Consider the following 21,620-nt stretch of genomic DNA (forward strand, 5'->3'; position numbering starts at 1 on the left):
CGGATGACCGTTGGACCTAGATAGCGGCCCCTGATGCGTTCAAAAATCGACCGGCGGCTTGGGAGACGGCCGCGACCTGGAGGGGACAGCCGGCCGTGACCGGCCATCAAGAGACGGGCGCCGACCGAAGCCCAAGGGCTGTTGTGGGGCCGTCACGGTCACTCGATAACCCACGGCTTAGACGCCGAGTACAGCGGCTTCGCGAAGCGATTCGCGAGGACTCGCCGCTTAGGAAGGTTTTGTTGGTTGCGACTCTACCGACTGATGCCGTCAACGACTGATGCTAGCCCCCTTTGGAGCAGGGACCAGTCCATTCCAATGACGACCGCGCGGTAGCCGCGTGCGATCATGGCGTTGGCCAAGTCGGTAGTCGGCGCGACGCCGCCGAGCAAAACCCGGCTCTTTAGAATTGGGGCCTCAAGTTGTGCGATTGCGGCTTGCACCTCTGGGAGATCCGTCTGGCCCCGGTATCCCATGCTGGTGGCAAGGTCCCCGGGGCCGATGAAAACAAGGTCAAGTCCGGGCGTTGCGACAATGTCGTCAATATTGCCAATGGCATCGACGTGTTCAATCGTGCCAATGGCAAGCACCTCCCCATCTGCGCAATCCAGATATTCGCGCATGGATAGACCCCATCGCGGCGGGGCGTAGAACGGGCCCCAGAAGCGATCTCCTTCGGGCGGGTAGCGGACAGCCCGCACTGCCGCCTCTGCGGCGGCCCGGGTCGTCGTCATCGGAAAACAGACTCCCAAAGCGCCGAGGTCAAGAGGGACCTTGGCCTGCCACGCATTCGTTGCCGCAACCCGGACCAGCGGCACGAGCGGGGTGCCGGAGGTCGCGCAAATCATCGCGTGCGCAGTGCCGGCATCGATTGCGCCGTGCTCCATGTCGATGAGGACCCAATCGAGACCGGCACGAGCCATGATCTGAATGGTCTGAACCGAAGGTATGGTCGCGATGGCGCCGAGCGTTGCTTGGCCATTTCGCCACATCGATTTCAGCCGGTTGATTCCTTTGGTGGCAGGGACGGTAGTTGTCATGATGGCTCCTGGCACAGGCGCCATCGTAGTCTATGCATCTCGTGCCGACCTTGCCAAGGGAACCTGTTGGGTCAAGCTGATAGGCAAAGATGCGGTCAGTCACGGAGTTGTACTCCTTCTGCCTGGACATGCTTTTAAAGCTCATGCGCGGTGCGGGCGCTCACGCGCCCGCTAGCCTCCGCTCTCCGCGCTGCAGGAAGGTCAAAAAGCTGCTGCTGTCGATATTTGCTCCGCAGATCACAATGCCCACGCGCAGCCCTTGCAGGGTCTCACGCAAAGGGCCGACCACCGCGGCCAGCGCTGCGGCCGCGGCCGGCTCGACGGCGAGCTTGGCATCATGGAACAGCAGTGCCATGCCGTGACAGAGGTCGTCGTCGCTGACCGTGACAATTTGCTCCAGATGCCGGCGGCAGAGTGCGTACGCATAAGGCAGCGCCATCGGCGGTGCCAGACTGTCGGCGATGGTGCTGACTCCGGCGAGCCGCACTGGCTCTCCAGCGTCGAAGCTGCGCCGCATGGCATCCGCCCCCTCGGGCTCGACGCCGATCACGCGGCAGCCCGGGTTCGCGCGATGCACCGCTGCGGCAAGCCCGCCTGCCAGCCCGCCTCCCCCCACGGCGACCACCACCGCGTCCAGGCCCGGGAGGTCCTGCATCATTTCCAGGCCCACCGTTGCCGTGCCCGCCGCCGTCAGCGGCCCTTCGAACGGGTGGATCATCGCCCGCCCCTCGTCCCGCACCAGTTGCTCGGCCCGGGCAAATGCGCTGGCCACATCCGCCTCGACGACGATCTCCGCGCCGTAGGCGCGCGCGGCCTTTATGCGCACGGGGCTGGCGGATGCCGGCACCGCCAGCTTGGCGCTAACGCCGATCACGCTGGCGGCAAATGCCGCGGCGATCGCGTGGTTGCCGGCACTGACGGCGGTGATCCCGCGCTTGCGCGCTTCCGGGTCCAGGCTCATGACTGCATTAAGCGCGCCACGCACCTTGAAGGTGCCGGTTCGCTGAAAAAGCTCGAGCTTCATGCTCACGTCCGACAGATCTGCAAACAGGGGAGCGGTATGGCGGCCTTGCAGGGCCATCACAGGGGTTCGAAGAACATGCGGAGCAATCCGCGCCGCGGCCACATCCATGGTGGCGGAAGTCAGGAGGTCCTCGGAGGCATCCATAAGGTCGGGCTCTAGGCGATGTTTCGCGGGCGCGCTTCGTCGTTAGCGACAGAGCAGAGAGATGGGTCGATTTCGGCACCGTATCGGGCAGCGCTCGGCCACGAAGGGTTATTCGACTCTGGCCATCGATTGACCGTTGTGCGCCCTCGTCACCGAGGGTCAAGCGGCGCTTCGCCGGCCCCACACGGCAATATTAGCGCCGCCGAAGGCCCAAAGATCAGGCGATTTCAGGAGCTGCAGCGCTTGTTCGAGCCGGGGCAGAGGCAGTGCGGACGTCGCGAGCATTTGATCGCGCATTTGCAGGGCAGTCAGCTCGAAGAATTCCGCGGCCGGCGAACCGCCCTGGATCACGGGAAACTCTCCCTCGCCGCCAACCTGCTCGAGTCCCATGGCCGACACGGTCTCGGGAAGGATGCGGGCCCAGAAGCAGTCTCGATCAGACGCTGTCACAACTGTGTTGACGAGGGCCACCATGAATTCGCGGAACACGGCGGACGATGACGCATGCACTGGGAAAAAGTCGACTTCCTCCAGTAACAGCCACCCGGCAGGTCGAAGTGCGTCGATCATCCGGCGAATTGCGCGTTCGGGGTCGCGCAAATGGTGGAGTATCCATCGAGCATGGATGAAATCGAATGCCGCACTTGGAAGCTCAGACTCGACGATGTCGTGTTGCTGGACTTCAAGGTTCGCAAGACGGATCTGAGCGAGCAATGCGGTGTTGATATCGGTTGCTACTACGCTGCCGGTCTGCCCCACTTCCTCGCAAAGCCATTTCGCGATCGAGCCACCCCCAGCCGCAACCTCGAGGCAACGCGCCCCATGACCGACTCCGAGCATATGGATACGACGCTGGGTCATCGGGTCGAGCATTTGCTCCAGCAGCGCCAGACGGCGATTGGCATGCTTCCAGGAGTTATCCAATGCATAGTCAGACATGAGTGCCTCGCACGTCGTTTAGCAGTAGGACGCAACCTCCCGGACACGACCAACCGGTCTGGCTGCAGGTCGTTCATAGCTCTGAAGCACTAATGAGCCGGAAAAAGCGAAGAACCCGGTCGCCAACGCTGGTGCCGCACTGTCGTCGCTGGAATACGATGAAGGATGTTTCATCGGGTGGTATTTTGAGACCAGCCCTAAGTGTGGCAGCCCCACGCGTCCACGCAAAATCACTGTAAGCGGAGGATGGAAAAGCGCAACGGTCTCGGATTTAGCTCAGATCTGCATGGGATTTACTTCGTAACATCGACGAAACAGGATGCTTGCACCGAGGGCATAGACGCTGCTCCACTGACGCAGTGGTGCCGGCCAACGGAGCCGACCATTCCGAGCCATCCGCGGACACAAGTCAGAAGGACGACTCCGCCCGTCCGCACTAGTCCGGCATCCATTCCCAGCCGAACTTTGGCCATCGACCAAAGCATTGCCGGATGTATCTGAAGAGTCGGTAGCGCCGACCGGCACCCTACCCTCGGCCGCTGATCAGCAGAGCCTGGACGCCCAGGCTGGCCAGAGCCCGTTACTACCACCCTCACCATCAAGCAGACCGGCACCTACATCGTCGCGGTGTATGCGGCGGAGCCCGGCAAAGGCGGCGACTTCGCGTTGGGGCTGAACATGCCCTTCGACGTCACAGGTCCGTCGCTGAAGCGCCCGATCGCGCAGAAGTAAGCCGCTGGGTAAACGGAGCCGCCTGTCACGCGTTGGGCGGCTGGCGGCCATTCTTTTCTTGGTGGCAGTGAGTGCGATCGGGCATGGAGCACTGTTGTGATTTTGCAAGGGCGAGCGCCCCTCCACCTTGTGTATCTGGAAATTCTGAAGCTACACTCTCTTCCGTCAGTCTCCCATTTGGAGCTGATGTGGTGCCAGCATAAGCTACTTAGCTGGTCCCCGTGTATGCCCCCTACGGGCGAGCGGGTTTCGAAGTTTGAAATCTTCCGATATAGGAACCGCTCAATGCCCAAGACTCTCGCGCGTCTGCGCGCCCTCGCGTTTCAGCATCAATCCGGTCGTTGCTACTACTGCTGCTGCCCCATGTGGCAGCGATCCCCGGAAGCCTTCGCCTCGACCTTCCATCTCTCTAAGCGCCAGGCCCGCACCCTCCAATGCACGGCCGAGCATCTCCATGCGCGCGTTGATGGTGGCGGCGACTTCGAAAGTAACATCGTGGCCGCCTGCCGGCTGTGCAACGCACGCCGGCACCAGCGTAAAGACGCGCGGGACGCGATCCATCACAAGGCACACGTTGCGCGACTGATGGGGCGCAAGCGCTGGCATGACCCATGGGTCTTCGAGAAGGTATTGCATGCCGGCGCGGGGCGATGAGCCCTCGCCGTTCAGCGACCGCGCCGTCAAACCCAACGCAAATGCCAATGGGTCCGTCGGGTGGCCCGATGCCACGCTCCGGGAGTGAGCCGCGGATGCCGCGAGGGAATGAAAAGCGCCAGCCCTGACGGCCGGCTGCGGAGATTCACAATCTCGAACCCGCGTTGTGGCATATCACTTGATGGTGAGTAGCTTCAGGGCTTTCGAGGCAGAACGTGTTTCTTAACCTCTTCGATCGCATGCGGGGTCTGCCCGGCGGGCCTCGCCTTTGTCGCCAGTCTCCCGAGCGTTGAGGATTTGCATGATCAGGTCGCTTACCGACTTCCCCTAACCCCATCCACGTGGCATTACGAGGGCACCTAACCCCTCCGCTACAGTGTCCCCGGCGGTTGTCGCCCACGAAATTGACCCTGAACGACTGAAGGGCACCACAGAAGAGTCATAAGAAAATGGATGATTCAATGGCTGAGATGGGTCGTCATCTGCCCTACGCGGGCCTGTCCAGGAGGAACGCTCGGTTGTGCTCGGCGTCGGGCCGCACCCGGCCATGAAGGGACGTTCGTCCTATGCCTCACCGAGCCATTCACATGGCAGTTCCATTCACCAAGCGGCCATTCAATCGCCGTGGGACGGCGTTGCGTGGACCGCCTCGCCCACGTGATTCGACCACGAGTGGGCGAGCGACCGAGACTGGCCGACTTAAGGCGGCCGAAGGGGAAGGGCTATTCATTAATTTGCCCTAACCGCGACAACGCCGCTCGCACACTTGCATTGGTGGACCGCTGCCAAGATTTGCCCGTGGCATAGCGCCAGGGCCCTGATAGCGCCCCACATACGCAGGCAGCAGAACCGGCCGACGGCTTGGTCAAGCAATCAATTTGCACGCCTTCAGCAGATCGAGCGCCACATCCACAATCATGTCCTCGTGTCCACCCACCATGCGGCGCTTGCCGAGTTCGACGAGGATGTCCACCGTTTTCAGTCCATACTTCTGCGCCGCCACTTCCGAATGGCGAAGGAAACTAGAGTACACACCGGCATAGCCAAGCGCGAGCGTTTCGCGGTCGACGCGCACCGGGCGGTCCTGCAGCGGCCGCACGATGTCGTCGGCCGCATCCATCAGCGTATACAGGTCCGTGCCGTGGTTCCAGCCCAAGCGTTCCGCGGCAGCGATGAAGACTTCCAGCGGCGCATTGCCCGCACCCGCGCCCATACCGGCCAGCGAGGCGATGCGGTCGCAGCCTTCCTCGACCGCGACGATCGAGTTGGCCACGCCCAGCGACAGGTTGTGGTGCGCGTGCATGCCGGTCTGCGTCTGCGCGTGCAACACGCCCTTGAGCGCGCGGAAGCGGTCGCGCACGTCGTTCATCGTCAGCGCCCCGCCGGAATCGACCACGTAGATGCACGTGGCGCCGTAGCTCTCCATCTTCTTCGCTTCGATGGCCAGGTTCTCCGGCGTGGTCATGTGGCTCATCATCAGGAAGCCGACCGTGTCCGATGTGCTGCTTCGAGATATCGGCCTCGGTGCAGTGCGTGGCCACGCACACGATGCGCGCGCCGGCGTCATATGCAGCCTTCAGGTCGTGCGTGGTACCGATGCCCGGCAGCAGCAGCGTGGCGATCTTCGCGTGCTCGACCACGTCGGCCACGGCGGCGATCCATTCGAGATCGCTGAGCCCGCCGAAGCCGTAGTTGAAGCTCGAGCCCTGCAGGCCGTCGCCGTGCGCGACCTCGATGCTGTCCACCTTTGCGCGGTCCAGCGCGCGTGCAATGTCCTGCACGTTGCGGATCGAGTACTGGTGGCGGATTGCGTGGTTGCCGTCGCGCAGCGTCACGTCGGAGATATAGAGTTTCTTGGCCGCGGTGTTCATGCGCAGGCTCCTTCAGTCGTGGCGTTGACGCGCAGCATCGCCTGCGCCATGCTCTCAGCGGTGGCCAGCGCGGCCGGTCATTATGTCGAGGTTGCCCGCGTAGGCGGGCAGGTAATGGGCGGCGCCCTCCACTTCGATGAACACCGACGTCTTCAGACCGCGGAAGCTGCCCAGGCGCGGCACATTGAGCGGCGCGCTGGCGGGGATCTCGTCGAACTGCACGGTCTGCTTGAGGCGATAGCCGGGCACGTAGGCGTGTACAGCGCGGACGACCTCCTCGATCGATGCTTCGATCTTGCCGCGATCGGCCAGCTCGGACAGCGTGTAGACGGTATCGCGCACCATCACGGGCGGTTCGGCCGGATTGAGCACGATGATGGCCTTGCCCCTGGCGGCATCGCCGACGACTTCGATCGCCTTCGACGTGGTCTCGGTGAACTCGTCGATATTGGCACGCGTGCCAGGGCCGGCCGACTTGCTGCTGATCGAAGCGACGATTTCCGCATAGTGCACCTTCGCCACCCGCGACACGGCCGCGACGATGGGGATCGTCGCCTGGCCGCCGCACGTGACCATGTTGACGTTCGGAGCATCGAGGTGTGCGTCGAGGTTCACCACCGGCACGCAATACGGACCGATGGCGGCAGGCGTCAGGTCGATCATGCGCAGGCCGGGCCGGAGCTTGCGCAGCAGCGCGTCGTTCCGGACGTGTGCGCCGGCAGAGGTCGCGTCGAAGACGAAGTCGATCTCGTCGAACACCGGCAGGCGCGTGAGTCCTTCGGCGCCTTCATGCGTGGTCGCGACGCCAAGCCGCGCCGCACGCGCAAGCCCGTCCGATGCCGGATCAATGCCGGATCGATGCCGGCCATCGCCGCCATCTCGAGATGCTCGCTGTTGCGCAGGATCTTGATCATCAGGTCCGTGCCGATATTACCGGAACCGATGACGGCCACGCGGTTCTTCTTGTTGCTTTGCTCCATTGCTTCCCCACTTCTGGCAATTCAATCAACGCGCAAAAACGGCGCGCACTTCTCCAAGGCCTTCGATCCTGGCAGTGAACCGGTCGCCGGCGTTGACCGGCACCATTGGGCCGAGGGCGCCGCTCATCAGCACATCGCCGGCTTTGAGCGGAGAGCCCACGCGGACCATCATGTCGGCCAGCCAGACTGCGGCGTTCAGCGGATTGCCAAGACACGCGGAGCCCGTACCCGCGGACACCTGCTCCGCCCCGCATTCCATGCTCATCGCGCAATTCACCAGATCGAGTTCGCGCAAGCGAACCGGACGCGAACCCAGCACGAACAGGCCGCTCGATGCATTGTCGGCAATGGTGTCGGCGAGACTGATTTCCCAGTTGGCGATACGGCTCCCGACCACTTCAATGGCCGCGACCGCGTACGCCGTCGCGCCAAGGATGTCGGCGAAACTGTGCTTCTCCTGCGTCAGGTCGCGTCCCAGCACAAAGGCGATCTCCGCTTCCACCTTCGGCTGGAGCGTGCGCGACATGGCGATCTCTTCGCCGTCGCCGACTGCCATGTCCGCGAAGAGCATGCCGAAGTCCGGGGCATCGACGCCGAGTTGCTTCTGCACCGCCAGCGATGTCAGGCCGATCTTGCGGCCGACCAGCCGTCCGGCCTGCAACCGCTCCCGGGTGTTGTGCTGTTGCACCGCATACGCGGCTTCGATCAGTCCTCCATCGCCGGCTGCTTCCCGGATGCGGTCGCAGATCGGTGCACATGGCGTGCGGGTGGCTTCCGCATCGCGCAACCGTCGGGCGATGTCGGCAATCAGTTCGTGATTCATGTCTGTTCCGGTCATGATGAAAATCTGGTGCAGCCGCTACTGCGGGATCTGCCTGAACATGCCGTTCAGATAGACCAGGGCGTCGCCATGTGCGCCGCTCCGTGTTGCGAGCACTTCGCAAAGGAAGGCGTGATGGGTACTTTCGTCGTAGACCCGAATGACGCGGCAATCGAAATTGACCAGCGCTCCGTCCAGCGACGGCGATGACGTGACCATCGACGTCCAGTCGCCGTGGCCGAAGCGTGCGTCCCCTTGCACTCCTTCGATCATGCCGGCAAAGGCCTTGGCCACGCTGTCCTGTCCGCTGGACAGCACGTTTACGCACAGCGCGCCGCTGCGCATGATGATCCCGGCGGCCACCACGTTCTTGTTCACGAACACGGCGAGACGCGGCGGCTCCGCGGTGACGGACACCACAGCCGTAGCCGTGAGCCCTGCCCGCGAATCTTCATGTCGAGCGGTAATGATGGTCACAGCCGACGCATAGCTGCGCAAGCCAGTGCAATGCTCCCTGGCGCTGACTGTAGGCAGCGCCATGAGCTGAGGATTCGGCGTCCAGTCGGGACGCTCATTGCTGTGCTGGTTCAAGGTCGATCTCCGTTCAGTTCACAGTGCCCGCAAAGCCGGCCTGCCGCGATTGCCGGTCTTGCGACGATGTAGCCTCCTGCCTGCCGTCTTCCTGCGCAGGCAGGGCCTGTCTGGCTTTCGGAAACAGGAAGTACGAAAGCGCGGGGAGCAGCAGCAATGCGCCGACCATGTTCCACAGGAACATAAAGGCGAGCAGGATGCCCATGTCAGCCTGGAACTTGATGGGCGAGAAACTCCACGTTGCCACGGCAAGCCCCAGCGTGACACCGGTCAGCACCACGACGCGGCCGGTGAACAGCAGCGCCTGGTAGTAGGCCTGCGACAGGCTCGCGCCCTTGCGCAGGAACGACAGCATCACCGTCAGCATGTAGAGCGCGTAATCCACGCCGATACCCGCGCCAAGCGCGATGACCGGCAACGTAGCCACCTTGACGCCGATGCCGAGACCAACCATCAGCGCTTCGCACAAGACCGACGTCAGCATCAGTGGCACCACCGCGCAGATGACGCCGCGCCACGAACGGAACGTGATGAACGCCAGGATCACGACCGCCGCATAGACCAGCAGCAGCATCTGCGTGTTCGCCTTCTTCACGACGATATTGGTGGCCGCCTCGATGCCGGAATTCCCCGCAGCCTGCAGGATCTTCACGTCCTGGCTGTCGTTGCGCCGGGCAAAGGACTCGACGGTGTTCACCACGGCGGTGAGCGTGTCCGCCTTATGGTCCTTCAGGTAAACGTAGACCGACAGCAGGTCGCAGCTCTGGTTGAGCACCTCGCGCGGTGCACGCGAAACGATCGGATTGATCATGCTCTGCGAACGCGGGATCTCGTACCAGAGCAGGCTTCCTTCATTCATGCTCACCGACATCTTCTTCGCCACCGCGGCCAGTGAATGGGTCGACTCCACGCCGGGGAGTTGCTGCAGTTCCCACTCCAGCGCATCCGCCTTGACCAGATTGGCGTAGTTCGCGCACTCGCCCGGCGCCGTCTTCACCATGGCCACGAAGATGTCGCTGCTGGCCGCATAGCTGGCAGTCATGAACGCGTTGTCGCGGTTGTAGCGCGAGTCCTGCCGCAGTTCCGCCGCACCGGGGTCCAGATCGCCAATCTTCAGGTGCAGGCTGGCCACAAAGCCCGCCATGCCAAGCGCCGCTGCCACAGCCAGCGTCACCCCGGCCCACCTGCGCTGCGTGAAGCGATCCAGCAAGGACCAGAAGCCGGTCTTCCGCTCTCCCGCCGCTTCGCCTTCAAGCTCTGCCTTGAGGCTGCGTTGCGCGGCGCGTGCGCTGACGCCCGTGTAGGACAGCAGCACGGGAAGCAGTACCAGGTTGGTGAAGATCAGCGCGGCCATGCCGATGCTGGCGGTGATGGCCAGTTCCTGGATCACGCGGATGTCGATGATCAGCAGCACGGCGAAGCCCACGGCATCGGCCAGCAATGCAGTCAGGCCCGCCAGAATCAGGCGGCGGAAGGTATAACGCGCCGCAATCAGGCGATGCGTACCGCGTCCGATGTCCTGCATGATCCCGTTCATCTTCTGCGCGCCATGGCTCATGCCGATGGCAAAGACCAGGAACGGTACAAGGATGGAATAGGGATCGAGTTCGAACCCGATGGTCGGCAGCACGCCGAGCAGCCAGACCACCGCCACCACCGAGCAGCAGACCACCAGGAAGGTGCTGCGCCAGCACCGCGTGTACCAGAACAGCACGGCCGTGCAGATGGCCACCGCGAGCGCGAAGAACAGCAGCACCTGCTGCAGGCCACTGATCAGGTCGCCGACGATCTTGGCAAAGCCCGTGACGTGGATACGGATGTTGCCGTGCTCGTGCTTCGCGCGGAGCTGTTCGAGCTGGCTGCCCAGCTGGTGATAGTCGATGCGCTTGCCGGTCGCGTCGTCCCGTTCCATCAGCGGCAACAGCACGATGCTCGACCTCGCATCGGCCGCCACGAGGCTGCCGATCTCGCCGGACCGTTCGACATTGGCGCGCAAGTTGCGCATGGCCTCCGGCGAACCGTCATAGCTGTCGGCGATCACCGGGCCGCCGTCGAGGCCGTCTTCCGTCACGCCGATCCAGCGCACAGCCGGGGTCCACAGCGACTTCATGAAGGGACGATCCACGCCGGGCAGCAGGAACGCTTCGTCGTTGATCTTGCGCAGCGTCTCCAGATACTCCGCGTCGTAGATTGTGCCTTGCGTGTTCTCCACCGCAATGCGCACGACGTTGCCCAGCCCCGCCAGATCGGCCTTGTGGGCCAGATAGTTGGCGATGTACGGATGGCGCGCGGGAATCATCTTCTCGAAACTCGCGCCCAGATTCAGCTTCGTGGCCTGGAAGCCCAGCACCGCGGTAATCAACAGGCACAGCGTCACCACCGCAAGGCGGTGGTTGAACAGCAGCCGCTCGACCAGCGAACCCGAGTTCCTGTCGAACCGCGCGAGATCGCGCACGACCGGATGCTCGTCTTTTGTCCGAACGTGGTTCATGGATTCGCTCCCTGCTTGTCATTTGCTCCGGCGATACGGAACGTTCCGCGCATGCCGCTGCCGATCACGGCACCGTCGGAAGCCTGCACGAGGTCTGTTGCTGACTGGACTCGTGCCCCAGCGTTGAAATGACGGCCATCGTCGTGGCTGCGATAGGTCAGCCCCGATTCATCCACCAGCAGGATCGATTGCGCATCAAGCCGGGTTGCGGAGACCATCGATACGTTTGGCAGCTCGACGCTTTCCCAGCGCTTGCCCGCATCGCCGCTGCGGTACACGTTGCCTTTCAGGCCATAGACAAGCATCACGTCATCGGTCGGTGAAGACAGCGCACCGAAGATCGTGCCCTTGCCGGGAAACTCCGTCCGGGAAAACGTCTTGCCACCATCCAGGGATCCAAGCACCGTACCTTGCTCGCCAAACAGGTACAGGACGCCCTTCGATGACGCAATCGCATAGAGGTGGCGCCCGTCTCCCGGCGCGACCTTGCCCATCATCGACTGCCACGTCTTGCCGCCGTCGTCGGTGCCGAACGCAAGGCCATACGCCCCCACAACCATACCGTGCTGCGCATCGGTGAAATGCACATCGAGGAACGGCTTGTCCGAACCGTCCTGCACCAGTTGCCGCGCGTCGGCGAAGCGGCGCGACGCGTCACCGTCCTGGCGCCGTGCCGCGGCGAGTTCGAGTTGCGCGGCGGCAGCACCATCGAGCTGCTTCTGCCAGGTTTCTCCCGCATCGCGCGTTGCCAGCACCACGCCACCATGGCCCACTGCCCAGCCATTCCGGCTGTCGGCGAAACGCACACGCGTGAGCGCTGCCGATACCGGCACCTTCGCCTGCCGCCAAGTCCTGCCGTTGTCATCGGACAGCAGGATGACACCACGCTCGCCGACAGACACCAGGCGGTCTCCCGCGCGCGTTACCGAAAGTCTGACGAGACTGGTTGCCTTGTCCGGGTTCATCGCCGGCGCTTGCTGCGCCTTGGGCGCCTCCGCCATCGCGCCGGCACAGAGGCAGGCCAGCGCCAGCGGGCACAGCCATGCCTTGCGCCAGAACATCCTCGCCCGACCATACATAGGATTACGCATCGATATCTTCAAATGGATCAGTCACAGGAACCGTGGCCGCCCGCGCCAGCCGACAGGGGCGGCGCTTGCGTTCAACGCGAACTTGCATTGCTGAGGGCATCGCCCGTGAAATAGCTCACCGAACGCGGGGCGACCAGCTTCAGGCTGTCGACGTACTGGATCACGGACATGCTGTTGGCCTGCAGGTTGTAGACCACCGTGCAGCTCGTATCGAGCGGACCACCCGCTTCGGGGACGATCTGGTTCATCACCTGCGAGGTGCGCCAGAGCTTGCCCTCGGCGTCATAGCCGTCCATCGCCAGCACGGCCCAGCTGTCTTCGTCGATATAGAGACGGCGCTTGGGCACGACGTGTCGCTTGCCCTGGGCCAGTGTGGCTTCCACCACCCAGACGCGGTGCAGCTCCCAGCGCACGGCATCCGGATTCGTATGGAACGGCGCAAAGGCCTTGTCGTCGCCCGCGGAGAAGAACCGGTTGTTGTTGTACGGCACATAGACTTCCTGCTTGCCGACGAGCTTCCAGGTGTAGCGATCAAGGCGGCCCATGTACCCGTAGACCTCATCGAAGTAGTTCGCGCCCGATGCCACGAAGTCCGGCGTGTCGTAGCCGATGGTCGGTGCGCGGCGCACGCGCCGCTGCCCGACCAGGTACTGCCAGGCCGGCGCATCCTGAGAGACGTCGAGTGAGTCATGCACCACCACCGCTTCGCCGGCCTTGAAGGTCGGCGCGACCGTTTCGAAGCGCACATAGCGGTACACCTTGCCGTACTTGTCGGCGCTGCCGTCCTTCTGCCAGTACGCGAACAGGTTCGCAAGCTGTGTCTTGGATGCCATGCTGCGCTTGCCGTCCGACGTGCCGACGAAGTTGCGCGTCACGCTTTCAAACGACGCCGGCGTCGGATGCACGAGATGGTTCATCATCACTTCATTGCCGCTCTTGGGAATCGGGAACGGAATGCCGTTCCAGGTCCCTTCGAAGCTCAGGCCGTTATCGGTGAGCTTTGCCGTGGTCGCAGCCTTGAAGGTGTTGTCGTACACCGTCTGGGATGCACCAGCCGTGCGGTGTGTCGGATAGACGTCGACACGAAAGGTCGGATACTTTTTTAACAACGCCACGGTGCCTTCCGTGAGCTTGCCGGTGTACTGGCTCATGTTCTGCGCGGTGATTTGCAGAATCGGCTTCTCCGCGGCGAACGGATCGGGGTATTTGCCGTTGCCCGCGCCAGGAATCGCGGTGGTGTAGGCCCCCGTCCACGCGGGAATGGTGCCCTCCTTGTTGCCGGCCTTCTCTGCGCCAAGCGGCGTCAGCGTGGACTTGAGCTGCGCGGCGTCGTCAGCCGATACAGCGGCCCCGGCCGGCCCGCCTGCGAGCATGGCCATGATTGCGGCCACTACCATCTTGTTGGTTTGCGTCATGCTTGTCTCCCGTTATTACGGATATCGGTTGGAACTCAGAACGTGGTCTGCAGCGTCAGGGCAAGGAAGTCCCGGTCCTTGTAGTACTGCTTGTAGGAGGCATAGCTGGGCGTCGGCCCGTTGGCGGCCGATGGCGCCGTGCCTGCACCACCAAAGAAGTGGGTGCAGTTCAGTCCCACCTTCACGGTGCGATGAATAGTCGCGTTAAGCCCGAGCGTGAAATCGCCGCCATGCTCGGGACTCATCTGGACGACTGCCGACCGGCCGAACAGACCAAAGCCGATGCCCACCGGTGTTTCCAGGTCGACGTTCGGCATCACCTGGAAAAAGGTCGGCGTGAATACCACGCGCACGGCCGCGGCATCGCGCGTGCTCGTGGTGTTGAGCGGATCGGGCACGCCGGGCGCCACGCTGGGGCGATACGTCACATCGAGCAGGCGGTTGTAGGCGATTTCCCCGACCAGCGTTGCACCACCCCACAGCTGGTTGCCGCCGAACAGGCTGATCGCGGAGAGGTTCAGGTGCAGCGAATTGCCGCGCGCGTAGGGCGTATTGCGGCTGTTGTCCGCACCCGGGTTGGTGCTCATGATCAGGTCGCCCGGCACGGCAAGCGGCACGTTGCGCCGCGTGGAGATTTCACCGGCCACGTTGGTCTCGCCAACTACGGTGGAAAAGCTCGCACCGTACACATCGATCTTCCGCGCGTACATGAGGTTGTACGTGCCGCTGCCGAAGTTGCCGGCGCCAGCCGCGATCGACGGCACGCTCAGTACGGCAATGGGATTCTTGTCGTCGTAGCGCGCGGCGTACACGCCAAAGTCCACATCGCCGGCCTTAAAGCGGAACTGCATCCCGAACTGCCCGGTGTCCCGACCCTTGGCATCCGCTGCTCTGGTAGCGAATGGCGACGGTGCGCCGAGCCCCTGCTGCAGTCCAGGCGGCAACAGCAACAGGTCAGCGCCATCGCCCACAAAATCGGCCGGACTGAAGTAGCTTCCCGCGGCGGGCAGGCGATTGGCGCGCCAGCCAAACTGGTAGTAGGCGCCGATGCTCATATCCGGCGCGATAGTAAAGCTGCCTGACACCTGCGGCACCGGCAGCGCAATTTCCTTGAACTGCGCGTTCGGCAACGACAGCGCCTTAACCGCGTCGACCGGCCCCTGCGCGGCGGCAATGCCGTTCATGCCGAGGAACAGCGTTTCGCCATAGAGCAAGGTGTGCTGGCCCGCACGCAGCGTCAGGCTGTGCTCGCCGATGTCGAACTGGCCGAAGGCGAATGCGTCCATCCACTCGGCACGTTCACCCATGGTCTGGCGTGTGCCATGCGGAATGGCGTTGTTCGGGCCGCCGAGTGCCGCCGCCTGCGTGTTCGGCACGGGGGTGTCGAAGTCGTTACGCCCACGCGTATAGCGGCTGTCGTTCCAGTACGTACCAGAGACGCGAAAGCCAACGTTCTGGTACCGCAGATCGAATTCGGACAGGATATCGAAGCGGCTGTTAATCAGCGTTCCGCGATTGCCTAGGTCGCCAAAGTCGACGTTGGGCTGCGCTCCGCCCTGATTCGCGACGTTCGGGTCGGGATCTTTCAGGCGCGATGCTGCGGTGTACTTCACCGTCGTGTCCCAACGCGCCTTGACGTCGGACCATCCTTCCAGTTCAAAGGCCTGTGCGCTGGTGCTCCCGAATGCAGCGGCCAGACAAGCCAGCAGTATGGGCTCGGCAGAGTTCCTGCGCCTGGGCGACGGCACAGTGCCGCGGGTGGACCTCACCATGTTTTTGTCTCCTCGTGTTGTTATCGTTGGCCCGTGATCCCGGGCCTTGTGTCGATGCGGGCAGTTACGCGTTTGCCGCTCCCGGCAGTTCAAACACGCCCGGCGGCAGTGCCTCGCCAAGCAGGTAGGCACCGAGGAACGCGGAGGTATCGTCCTCGTTCTGGGTGATGTGATTGGAGGCTGCCAGCAGTGAACGGAGCTGACGCTGCATCGGGGTATTCAGGAAAATGCCCCGTGCTCCGCTCTTCTTGAACAGCATGTGGCCGGCGGCGAAGCAATCCTTGCCGGTAGCCTGCACATCAAGAAACTGGTGCACGCGAAGGTCCATCGGCACCAGTTCGCCGTGGTTGGCATAGACGGAAGCTTCCTGGATGCCCTGCAGGATACGCGCGCGTGCCGAGCGGATCAGCAGCACCGCATGGCCCAGCTTTTCCTGGATGAACGGGTTCTTGGCAGGCCCCGGCCCCATCGCAAACTGGTTCTGCTTGGGCTTTGTGTGCTCGATGAAGAGATCGATCACGCCTTGCGCAAAACCGACGATTGCCGAAGAGATCACCCCATAAAACACCTGGTTGAACGGCATCTGGTAGCTTGGTGCGCTGGAACCAATGCTGTACTCGACAATGCTGTGCGAGCGGTGATCAGGAACGAACGCCTCGGTCGTGATCTTCAGGCTCTTGCTTCCCGTGCCGCACAGGCCGACCACTTGCCAGTCGTCAATCAGCTCGTAGTCCTCGCGCTTGACAAGGAAGGCGCGCAGATCGCGAAAATTGCCTTGCTCGTCAAACACGCGCGCACCGAGAAACGCACCACCGTGCGCATGATCCGAGCCGCTCGATGTCGGCCAACGCCCCGACAGCATCCAGCCGCCTTCCACTTTGCGCGCCTTGCCCACCGGTGCGTACGACGAGCTGACCAGCACGTCGCGGTCCTCACCCCAGATTTCGTCGCCGACGCGCGGATTCATTTTGCCGAACTCCCACTGGTGGATGCCGAGAATTGCCAGCGTCCATCCGCTCGACGGGCAGCCGCGGCCGATCTCCATCACTACGCGGTAGAGCGCTTCGGGGTTCATCTCATAGCCGCCCCATGCTGCCGGCTGCAGGATCTTGAAAAAGCCTGCCTGGCGGAATGCTTCGACGGTCGACGGCGGCACCGCACGCTGTTCTTCCACGGTGTCCGCCTGCTCGCGCAGCCAGGGCACCATGTCCCTGGCGCGCTGCACCAGTTCCTCCATGCCAGGCGCGACAAAGCTCTTGTCTGCAATGACTCCCATATCGGTCTCCTTGTTCGTTCGATGTTTCGTGGCTGCAAGTCAGCAGTCGCCAGTGGTCAGGAACTTGCGCATGACGGCGTTGAACTCGTCGGGCGCTTCGTATTGCGGCCAGTGGGCAGCCTCAGCCTGCATCACATACAGCTGTCCCTTCGGCGTACGCTCGCAAGCTGCCGTCGCCGCAGCGACGTCATGTATGGGGTTGTCGCGCGTCCATAGGTAAAGCGTTTCGCACTGCAGGTCCTGCGGCTGGATCATGGCGCCGCTCTCGCCCAGTTCGTCGTGGCGCTTGACGAGCGCGAACACCAACGGCGCGGTCCGCTGGAAATCGGGAAGCGTGTAAAGCGCCAGGCGGCTGCCGATCAACTCGTCGTCCAGCAGATGCCAGTTCGATTCGTGCATGAGCCATTGCATACGCATGCGGATGGTTTCCACCGAAGGCGGCTTGCCGAAGTTCTTCTTGTTCAGTTCGTCGAGGTTGTGCAGGTCCTGACGGCCTTTTTCCGACACCACGGGAATGCCAGCAGCCGTGTTCAACACCAGGCGCTTGACGCGGTCCGGGTACAGCGCGGCGAACACGCCCGCGACCCACCCGCCCAGCGATTCGCCCGACAGGTGCGCGGATTGGATGTCCATCACATCCATCAACTCGGCCAGCAGGCGTGCGTAGGTGACCGGGGTGTACTCGACGTCGTCGCGCTTCTCGGACAGGCCATGGCCGATGAAGTCCAGTGCGATCACATGGAAGGTGTCGGCAAGCGGTACGACGTTCTTCGCATACGCTTCGATATGCCCGCCGATGCCATGCATCAGGAACAGCGCTTCGGCATTGCCCTTTCCGGCTTCGGCGATGCGGATCGAACCGAAGCTGGTCTTTACGTAGCGGATCTCCGCGCCGAGAAAATCGAGCCACAAGCTCATGGAAGTCTCCTTTTGAATTGAATTGGGTTGAGTCGGGTAATGGCGTGGCCTGCGTCACGCCGCAGCGGGAGGGGGCTGCAAGCGGTGGCCCCAGTCGCTCAGTTGTGTGTAGTTGCGGATGGTCCAGTCGGCGTCGTCGATGACGACCCCGCCCCATCCGTACTCGAGGGCAAAGCCGGACGGCGTGATGCAGTAAAACGACACCATGCCGTCGTTCGGGTGATGGCCGATTTCCATGAGCACCGTCACACCGGCTTTGCGCACACGGTCAAAGGCAAGTCCAACGTCGTCCAGTGATTGCACCTGCAGCAGCAGGTGGTGCATCTTCTTCGGGAACGGCATACTCGCCGTGGCGAACGAATGATGGCGGCCGGTCGCGACGTGGAAGAACGTCGAATCCACGGTTACGCCGGGAATGGACTCCGAGTCGCGGATGTAGTCCGAGATCCTCATCCCCAGCACTTCCGTGCAGAACTTCACCGCGCCGGGATAATCGCGCGAGATGCCGAAGATATGGCCTACCCCCAGGCGGCCGGTCTCGAATCCTGCTCCCGCCAGCACTGCTGAACGAAATGGTGTCGACATCGGCGCGTACGTCGGTCCGCAGAAGAACTCGTGGCGAAAGCCCTCTGGGTCCATGCAAAAGAAGGCCGCTTCAACCTGACGTGACTGCGCGAGCTGGCGATCGCACTCGACCACGTCTACGTCCCGTTCACGCAGGCGCTGTACATAGTCATGCAAAGCTTCGCTGTTGTCGAACTGCCAGCCAAGCGCCACGAGATCATCATCCGTGCCGCGTTCAAGCAGGATGCGCTGCGCCCATTCATCCATGCGAAGGCCGAGCACGTCGCGCGTCTTCCGCGCGACTTGAAGGCCGAGAATGCTGGTGGCAAAGGATTCCCATTGGTCGAGGTCGCTGACGTTGAAGACGACGTAACCCAACGCGGAAATATCCGACATGCTGTCTCCTTGAGCGTCGCTCGAAATTGGATAGCCGCGCGACGCGATCTTTTGGTTGACGAAAACTGCCGTTTTCTCTGCGGCGGCACAACTTGTTCGCAAGCGTTGTGCCAATGCGGAACAGGCACATCGATGGAAGCGTGGAGAGAGCGATTAAGTACCTGATTATTCGGTACTTTTTTCGCTGATCTGAAGGAAGGAAGCGATCGCCGGATTCAGCCCGGGGGCAGCGATGCTTGATGAATCTATGAGCGCGCGGCGATCCGCGGCTGACATCACTTGCGAAATTTTGAGAGCTGGGAGGAATGAAAAAAAACCCGGCAGGCAGAAACGCCCCCGGGTTCAAGACACCTATCGGCAATCAGTCGCTGTGACAGATGTCAGGGCGGCGGCTCCTCTTCCTCCATCTTCTTGACGCGGTACGCCAGCTGCGCACGCGTCATGCCAAGCAATCCCGCTGCGTGCGTGAAATTCCCTTGTGCCGCCCGAAACGCAGCCTTGACCAGCGTGTTCTCGACATCGGTGAGCGACACATTGGACCGCGCGACGATGCCTTCGGCCCACAGCGTCAGTGCCTCCGCCTCCTGCGCAGCCTCCATCGAAACAGACTCCAGATGGAAATCACGTCGCTCCGCAAGCAACCCCTGCTCGTTGGGTGCCATCGGAACATGCGCTCCCATTTCGCTATCGACGGTGACGAGCTGGTGGTAACCCAGCGGTTGGTGGTCCTCCCCGAGGATCACCCCGCGTTCAATCACGTTCTCCAGCTCACGCACATTGCCGGGCCAGCGGTAGTTCAGAAGAATCTGGAGCGCCTGTGCCGTGACGCCGGGAATGCGCCTGCCGTACCGCTCGCTGTATTTGCGCAGCAAATGCTCCAGCAACAGCGGAATATCATCGCGGCGTTCGCGCAGTGGGGGAATCTGGATCGGAAATACGTTCAGCCGGTAGTAGAGATCCTGACGGAAGCGGCCCTCGCTGACCGCAACCCATAGGTTTTCATTGGCGGCCGCGATGATGCGCACGTCAACGCGGCGCGTGACCGTACTACCCAGAGGTTCGAACTCTCCTGTCTGGATCACCCGCAGCAGCTTGCCCTGCGCTGTCATCGGCAAGCTGCTGATTTCATCGAGGAACAGCGTGCCGCCATCGGCCACCTGGAAGCGCCCCCGTCGTGCCTCTCCTGCGCCTGTATAGGCGCCGCGTTCTGCGCCGAAAAGCTCAGCCTCCATCAGTTGTTCGGGAATCGCTGCGCAGTTGAGTTCGAGGAAAGGCTTGTCCGATCGCGTACTCTTGCGCTGGATCTCCTTCGCAAAGGCGCTTTTGCCAACACCGCTTTCACCAAGCAGGAGCACTGTCGCAGTGGTCGGTGCGACGCGTTGGACCTTGTGCATGACGTTGTTGAACGCGACGGAAGCGCCAATCACGCCACGTCGCTCGCTGTGCCTCGACGTGATTTCCTGGCGCGCAAGAACGGATGGCACCTCGTGCCCCTCTTTCGGTTCTGGCGCGGATATCCGAAATGGCCGCGGCTCGAAGTACGCGAGATCGAGTTCTGCGTCCGGCCAGTCCTCCACAGGACGCGCAATGCATCGGCAAACGTCCGATCCCATGGCACGGCACTCGACTTCGCGCACGAGAATGCGCCGACCCACGCATGTACTCAGGAAGCCGGACGCATAGCCGACCTCCATCCAGCATGCAGGCGAGAACCCCACGCCGAACGCCTCGATGTGAAGCTGGTCCTCGTAGCTGTTCTTCCAGTAGAAATCGATAAAGCAGATGCCCTTCTCGATATCGAGGTTCTGCGACACCACCGTTGGCGGGCTGACAATGCCCTGCAAGGCATGGAAGTAGCCACCACTGATCAGCAGCTTGTCGACCGAAGTTCCGGGGGGCTGCATCTTCAATGCGAGTTCCGCGTCGCGACATCCCGCGGAATAGCCGAACCGGGTGAGCAAGCCACGTGTGGCTTCCATCCCTACGCCGAGGATGAATTCCTGCCGTAACGCGCCAAGCGATTCTGCATGCAGCAGTACCATTCGGCGTCCCTCGAGCCAGATAAGCCCTTCAGCTGGATTGAAATGCAGTTGCTTGAGGACGTCGGAGGCCTGAAGACTGGGAGCGAATTCCGCATCCTGTTCGGCCGGTTTGCTGCGTCGTGTCTTGTTCAATGTCACCCTCCTGCTTTGCGCCATCTCCGTGGCATGCAATGCCAGTAGTCGGTTTCTCGGGCAGCCGTGGGATCCGAGTATACGGCAGCGCAAACCCGGAACCGTGCCAGTCTCGAGTCGACCGCAGTACCGTGCAGAACCGAAGGTGCATGGTCTCTAATGTCGGATCCTCTGGCTGCCGCGACGACGGCCGGTCGGATGCAGAATGTTGGCGCGCACAGGAGGCGATCCCAGGGACACAGAGTCTTATCTGGGCAATGCCAGATGGAGCCAAGGTGAGCTCACACCGGCGCAAATGCAATCTGAATCGTGATGCGGTAGATCTGACGCCACTGCGATTTCATCCCAAGGCGTCATCTTTCCGCAATCGGCGTGCCACAGCTTCCCACTCGTGGTCGGCAACACATCGGGAGGACGCTCAAGCCACTGATTATTCAGGGATTTCAGCTGGGTAAGAGGAGTTTAAGGCACTCACCAAGGAGCGTCATAGAGATAAACTGCATGACAATTTTCGACACCGCCGTGCTTTTAGTGGCGCGTAGCTTGCGATTTTTTCGTAGCCACCGCCGCACAGGCGGTTTGACAGGCTTGATGATCTTCCGTCGATCGCGACACCGACGCCGGCTGGTGGACGAGCGCGATCTCTGCGCCCCGCCGTACTTCTCCTCGGAGCTTGCAGAGCGGGTTTCGGGAACTCCGAGTTTGCCATCCTCGCCGGTGGTCGCTTC

14 protein-coding genes and 2 pseudogenes are annotated in these 21,620 nt (G+C 62.4%); 1 reads left to right on the forward strand and 15 read right to left on the reverse strand.

What is annotated here, in order from left to right; all coding sequences use genetic code 11:
* Positions 1 to 254: 254 nt before the first annotated feature.
* The 3 genes from AC3FNH_RS30755 to AC3FNH_RS30765 form a co-directional block, all read right to left on the reverse strand.
* Positions 255 to 1,040, reverse strand: coding sequence for an HpcH/HpaI aldolase family protein (locus tag AC3FNH_RS30755; protein WP_488722773.1), 786 nt, complete (start codon positions 1,038 to 1,040; stop codon positions 255 to 257).
* Between the two features lie 160 nt (positions 1,041 to 1,200).
* The gene (locus tag AC3FNH_RS30760; RefSeq protein WP_488722774.1) at positions 1,201 to 2,208 is read right to left on the reverse strand and encodes a pyridoxal-phosphate dependent enzyme; all 1,008 of its coding nucleotides are present in this window, start codon (positions 2,206 to 2,208) and stop codon (positions 1,201 to 1,203) included.
* Between the two features lie 159 nt (positions 2,209 to 2,367).
* Positions 2,368 to 3,147, reverse strand: coding sequence for a class I SAM-dependent methyltransferase (locus AC3FNH_RS30765; RefSeq protein WP_488722775.1), 780 nt, complete (start codon positions 3,145 to 3,147; stop codon positions 2,368 to 2,370).
* A 1,017-nt stretch (positions 3,148 to 4,164) separates the two neighbouring features.
* Here AC3FNH_RS30765 and AC3FNH_RS30770 point away from each other — a divergent pair.
* Positions 4,165 to 4,533 (forward strand): HNH endonuclease, encoded by a 369-nt coding sequence (locus AC3FNH_RS30770; RefSeq protein ID WP_488722776.1) that lies wholly within the window; start codon positions 4,165 to 4,167, stop codon positions 4,531 to 4,533.
* 865 nt (positions 4,534 to 5,398) lie between these two features.
* Here the strand turns inward: AC3FNH_RS30770 and dmpG are convergent.
* The 12 genes and pseudogenes from dmpG to AC3FNH_RS30830 all read right to left on the reverse strand — a co-directional run bounded on the left by dmpG (position 5,399) and on the right by AC3FNH_RS30830 (position 20,892).
* Positions 5,399 to 6,404 (reverse strand): annotated as a pseudogene (gene dmpG, locus AC3FNH_RS30775) (4-hydroxy-2-oxovalerate aldolase).
* Positions 6,401 to 7,384 (reverse strand): annotated as a pseudogene (locus tag AC3FNH_RS30780) (acetaldehyde dehydrogenase (acetylating)). The pseudogenes dmpG and AC3FNH_RS30780 overlap by 4 nt, the downstream one beginning before the upstream one ends.
* Before the next feature lie 25 nt (positions 7,385 to 7,409).
* The gene (locus AC3FNH_RS30785; protein ID WP_488722777.1) at positions 7,410 to 8,207 is read right to left on the reverse strand and encodes a 2-keto-4-pentenoate hydratase; all 798 of its coding nucleotides are present in this window, start codon (positions 8,205 to 8,207) and stop codon (positions 7,410 to 7,412) included.
* Positions 8,208 to 8,243: 36 nt separating this feature from the next.
* Entirely contained in the window at positions 8,244 to 8,795 is a 552-nt protein-coding gene (locus tag AC3FNH_RS30790) for a flavin reductase family protein (RefSeq protein ID WP_488722778.1), read from the reverse strand.
* Between the two features lie 13 nt (positions 8,796 to 8,808).
* Entirely contained in the window at positions 8,809 to 11,286 is a 2,478-nt protein-coding gene (locus AC3FNH_RS30795) for an efflux RND transporter permease subunit (protein WP_488722779.1), read from the reverse strand.
* Positions 11,283 to 12,377, reverse strand: a complete 1,095-nt coding sequence (locus AC3FNH_RS30800) for a WD40/YVTN/BNR-like repeat-containing protein (RefSeq protein WP_488722780.1) — start codon at positions 12,375 to 12,377, stop codon at positions 11,283 to 11,285. Before AC3FNH_RS30800 ends, AC3FNH_RS30795 begins: the two co-directional genes overlap by 4 nt.
* Before the next feature lie 71 nt (positions 12,378 to 12,448).
* On the reverse strand, positions 12,449 to 13,792 hold the full coding sequence (locus tag AC3FNH_RS30805; RefSeq protein ID WP_488722781.1) for a DUF1329 domain-containing protein: 1,344 nt from the start codon (positions 13,790 to 13,792) through the stop codon (positions 12,449 to 12,451).
* Positions 13,793 to 13,827: 35 nt separating this feature from the next.
* On the reverse strand, positions 13,828 to 15,564 hold the full coding sequence (locus AC3FNH_RS30810; protein WP_488722782.1) for a DUF1302 domain-containing protein: 1,737 nt from the start codon (positions 15,562 to 15,564) through the stop codon (positions 13,828 to 13,830).
* Between the two features lie 64 nt (positions 15,565 to 15,628).
* Positions 15,629 to 16,840: an acyl-CoA dehydrogenase family protein gene (locus AC3FNH_RS30815; protein ID WP_488722783.1), complete on the reverse strand. Its 1,212-nt coding sequence runs from the start codon at positions 16,838 to 16,840 to the stop codon at positions 15,629 to 15,631.
* Between the two features lie 39 nt (positions 16,841 to 16,879).
* Positions 16,880 to 17,758 carry an alpha/beta fold hydrolase gene (locus tag AC3FNH_RS30820; protein WP_488722784.1) on the reverse strand — a complete coding sequence of 293 codons (879 nt, stop codon included), beginning with the start codon at positions 17,756 to 17,758 and terminating at the stop codon, positions 16,880 to 16,882.
* A 54-nt stretch (positions 17,759 to 17,812) separates the two neighbouring features.
* Positions 17,813 to 18,718 carry a VOC family protein gene (locus tag AC3FNH_RS30825; RefSeq protein ID WP_488722785.1) on the reverse strand — a complete coding sequence of 302 codons (906 nt, stop codon included), beginning with the start codon at positions 18,716 to 18,718 and terminating at the stop codon, positions 17,813 to 17,815.
* A gap of 380 nt (positions 18,719 to 19,098) precedes the next feature.
* Positions 19,099 to 20,892: a sigma 54-interacting transcriptional regulator gene (locus AC3FNH_RS30830; RefSeq protein WP_488722786.1), complete on the reverse strand. Its 1,794-nt coding sequence runs from the start codon at positions 20,890 to 20,892 to the stop codon at positions 19,099 to 19,101.
* Positions 20,893 to 21,620: the final 728 nt, after the last annotated feature.

Source organism: Cupriavidus sp. 22TCCZM01-5 (genome assembly GCF_057798915.1).

Coding starts and splice junctions, on each gene's coding strand:
- AC3FNH_RS30755 (WP_488722773.1), bottom strand. CDS start 1,040: ATGACAACTACCGTCCCTGCCACCAAAGGAATCAACCGGCTGAAATCG.
- AC3FNH_RS30760 (WP_488722774.1), bottom strand. CDS start 2,208: ATGGATGCCTCCGAGGACCTCCTGACTTCCGCCACCATGGATGTGGCC.
- AC3FNH_RS30765 (WP_488722775.1), bottom strand. CDS start 3,147: ATGTCTGACTATGCATTGGATAACTCCTGGAAGCATGCCAATCGCCGT.
- AC3FNH_RS30770 (WP_488722776.1), top strand. CDS start 4,165: ATGCCCAAGACTCTCGCGCGTCTGCGCGCCCTCGCGTTTCAGCATCAA.
- AC3FNH_RS30785 (WP_488722777.1), bottom strand. CDS start 8,207: ATGAATCACGAACTGATTGCCGACATCGCCCGACGGTTGCGCGATGCG.
- AC3FNH_RS30795 (WP_488722779.1), bottom strand. CDS start 11,286: ATGAACCACGTTCGGACAAAAGACGAGCATCCGGTCGTGCGCGATCTC.
- AC3FNH_RS30800 (WP_488722780.1), bottom strand. CDS start 12,377: ATGCGTAATCCTATGTATGGTCGGGCGAGGATGTTCTGGCGCAAGGCA.
- AC3FNH_RS30805 (WP_488722781.1), bottom strand. CDS start 13,792: ATGACGCAAACCAACAAGATGGTAGTGGCCGCAATCATGGCCATGCTC.
- AC3FNH_RS30810 (WP_488722782.1), bottom strand. CDS start 15,564: ATGGTGAGGTCCACCCGCGGCACTGTGCCGTCGCCCAGGCGCAGGAAC.
- AC3FNH_RS30815 (WP_488722783.1), bottom strand. CDS start 16,840: ATGGGAGTCATTGCAGACAAGAGCTTTGTCGCGCCTGGCATGGAGGAA.
- AC3FNH_RS30820 (WP_488722784.1), bottom strand. CDS start 17,758: ATGAGCTTGTGGCTCGATTTTCTCGGCGCGGAGATCCGCTACGTAAAG.
- AC3FNH_RS30825 (WP_488722785.1), bottom strand. CDS start 18,718: ATGTCGGATATTTCCGCGTTGGGTTACGTCGTCTTCAACGTCAGCGAC.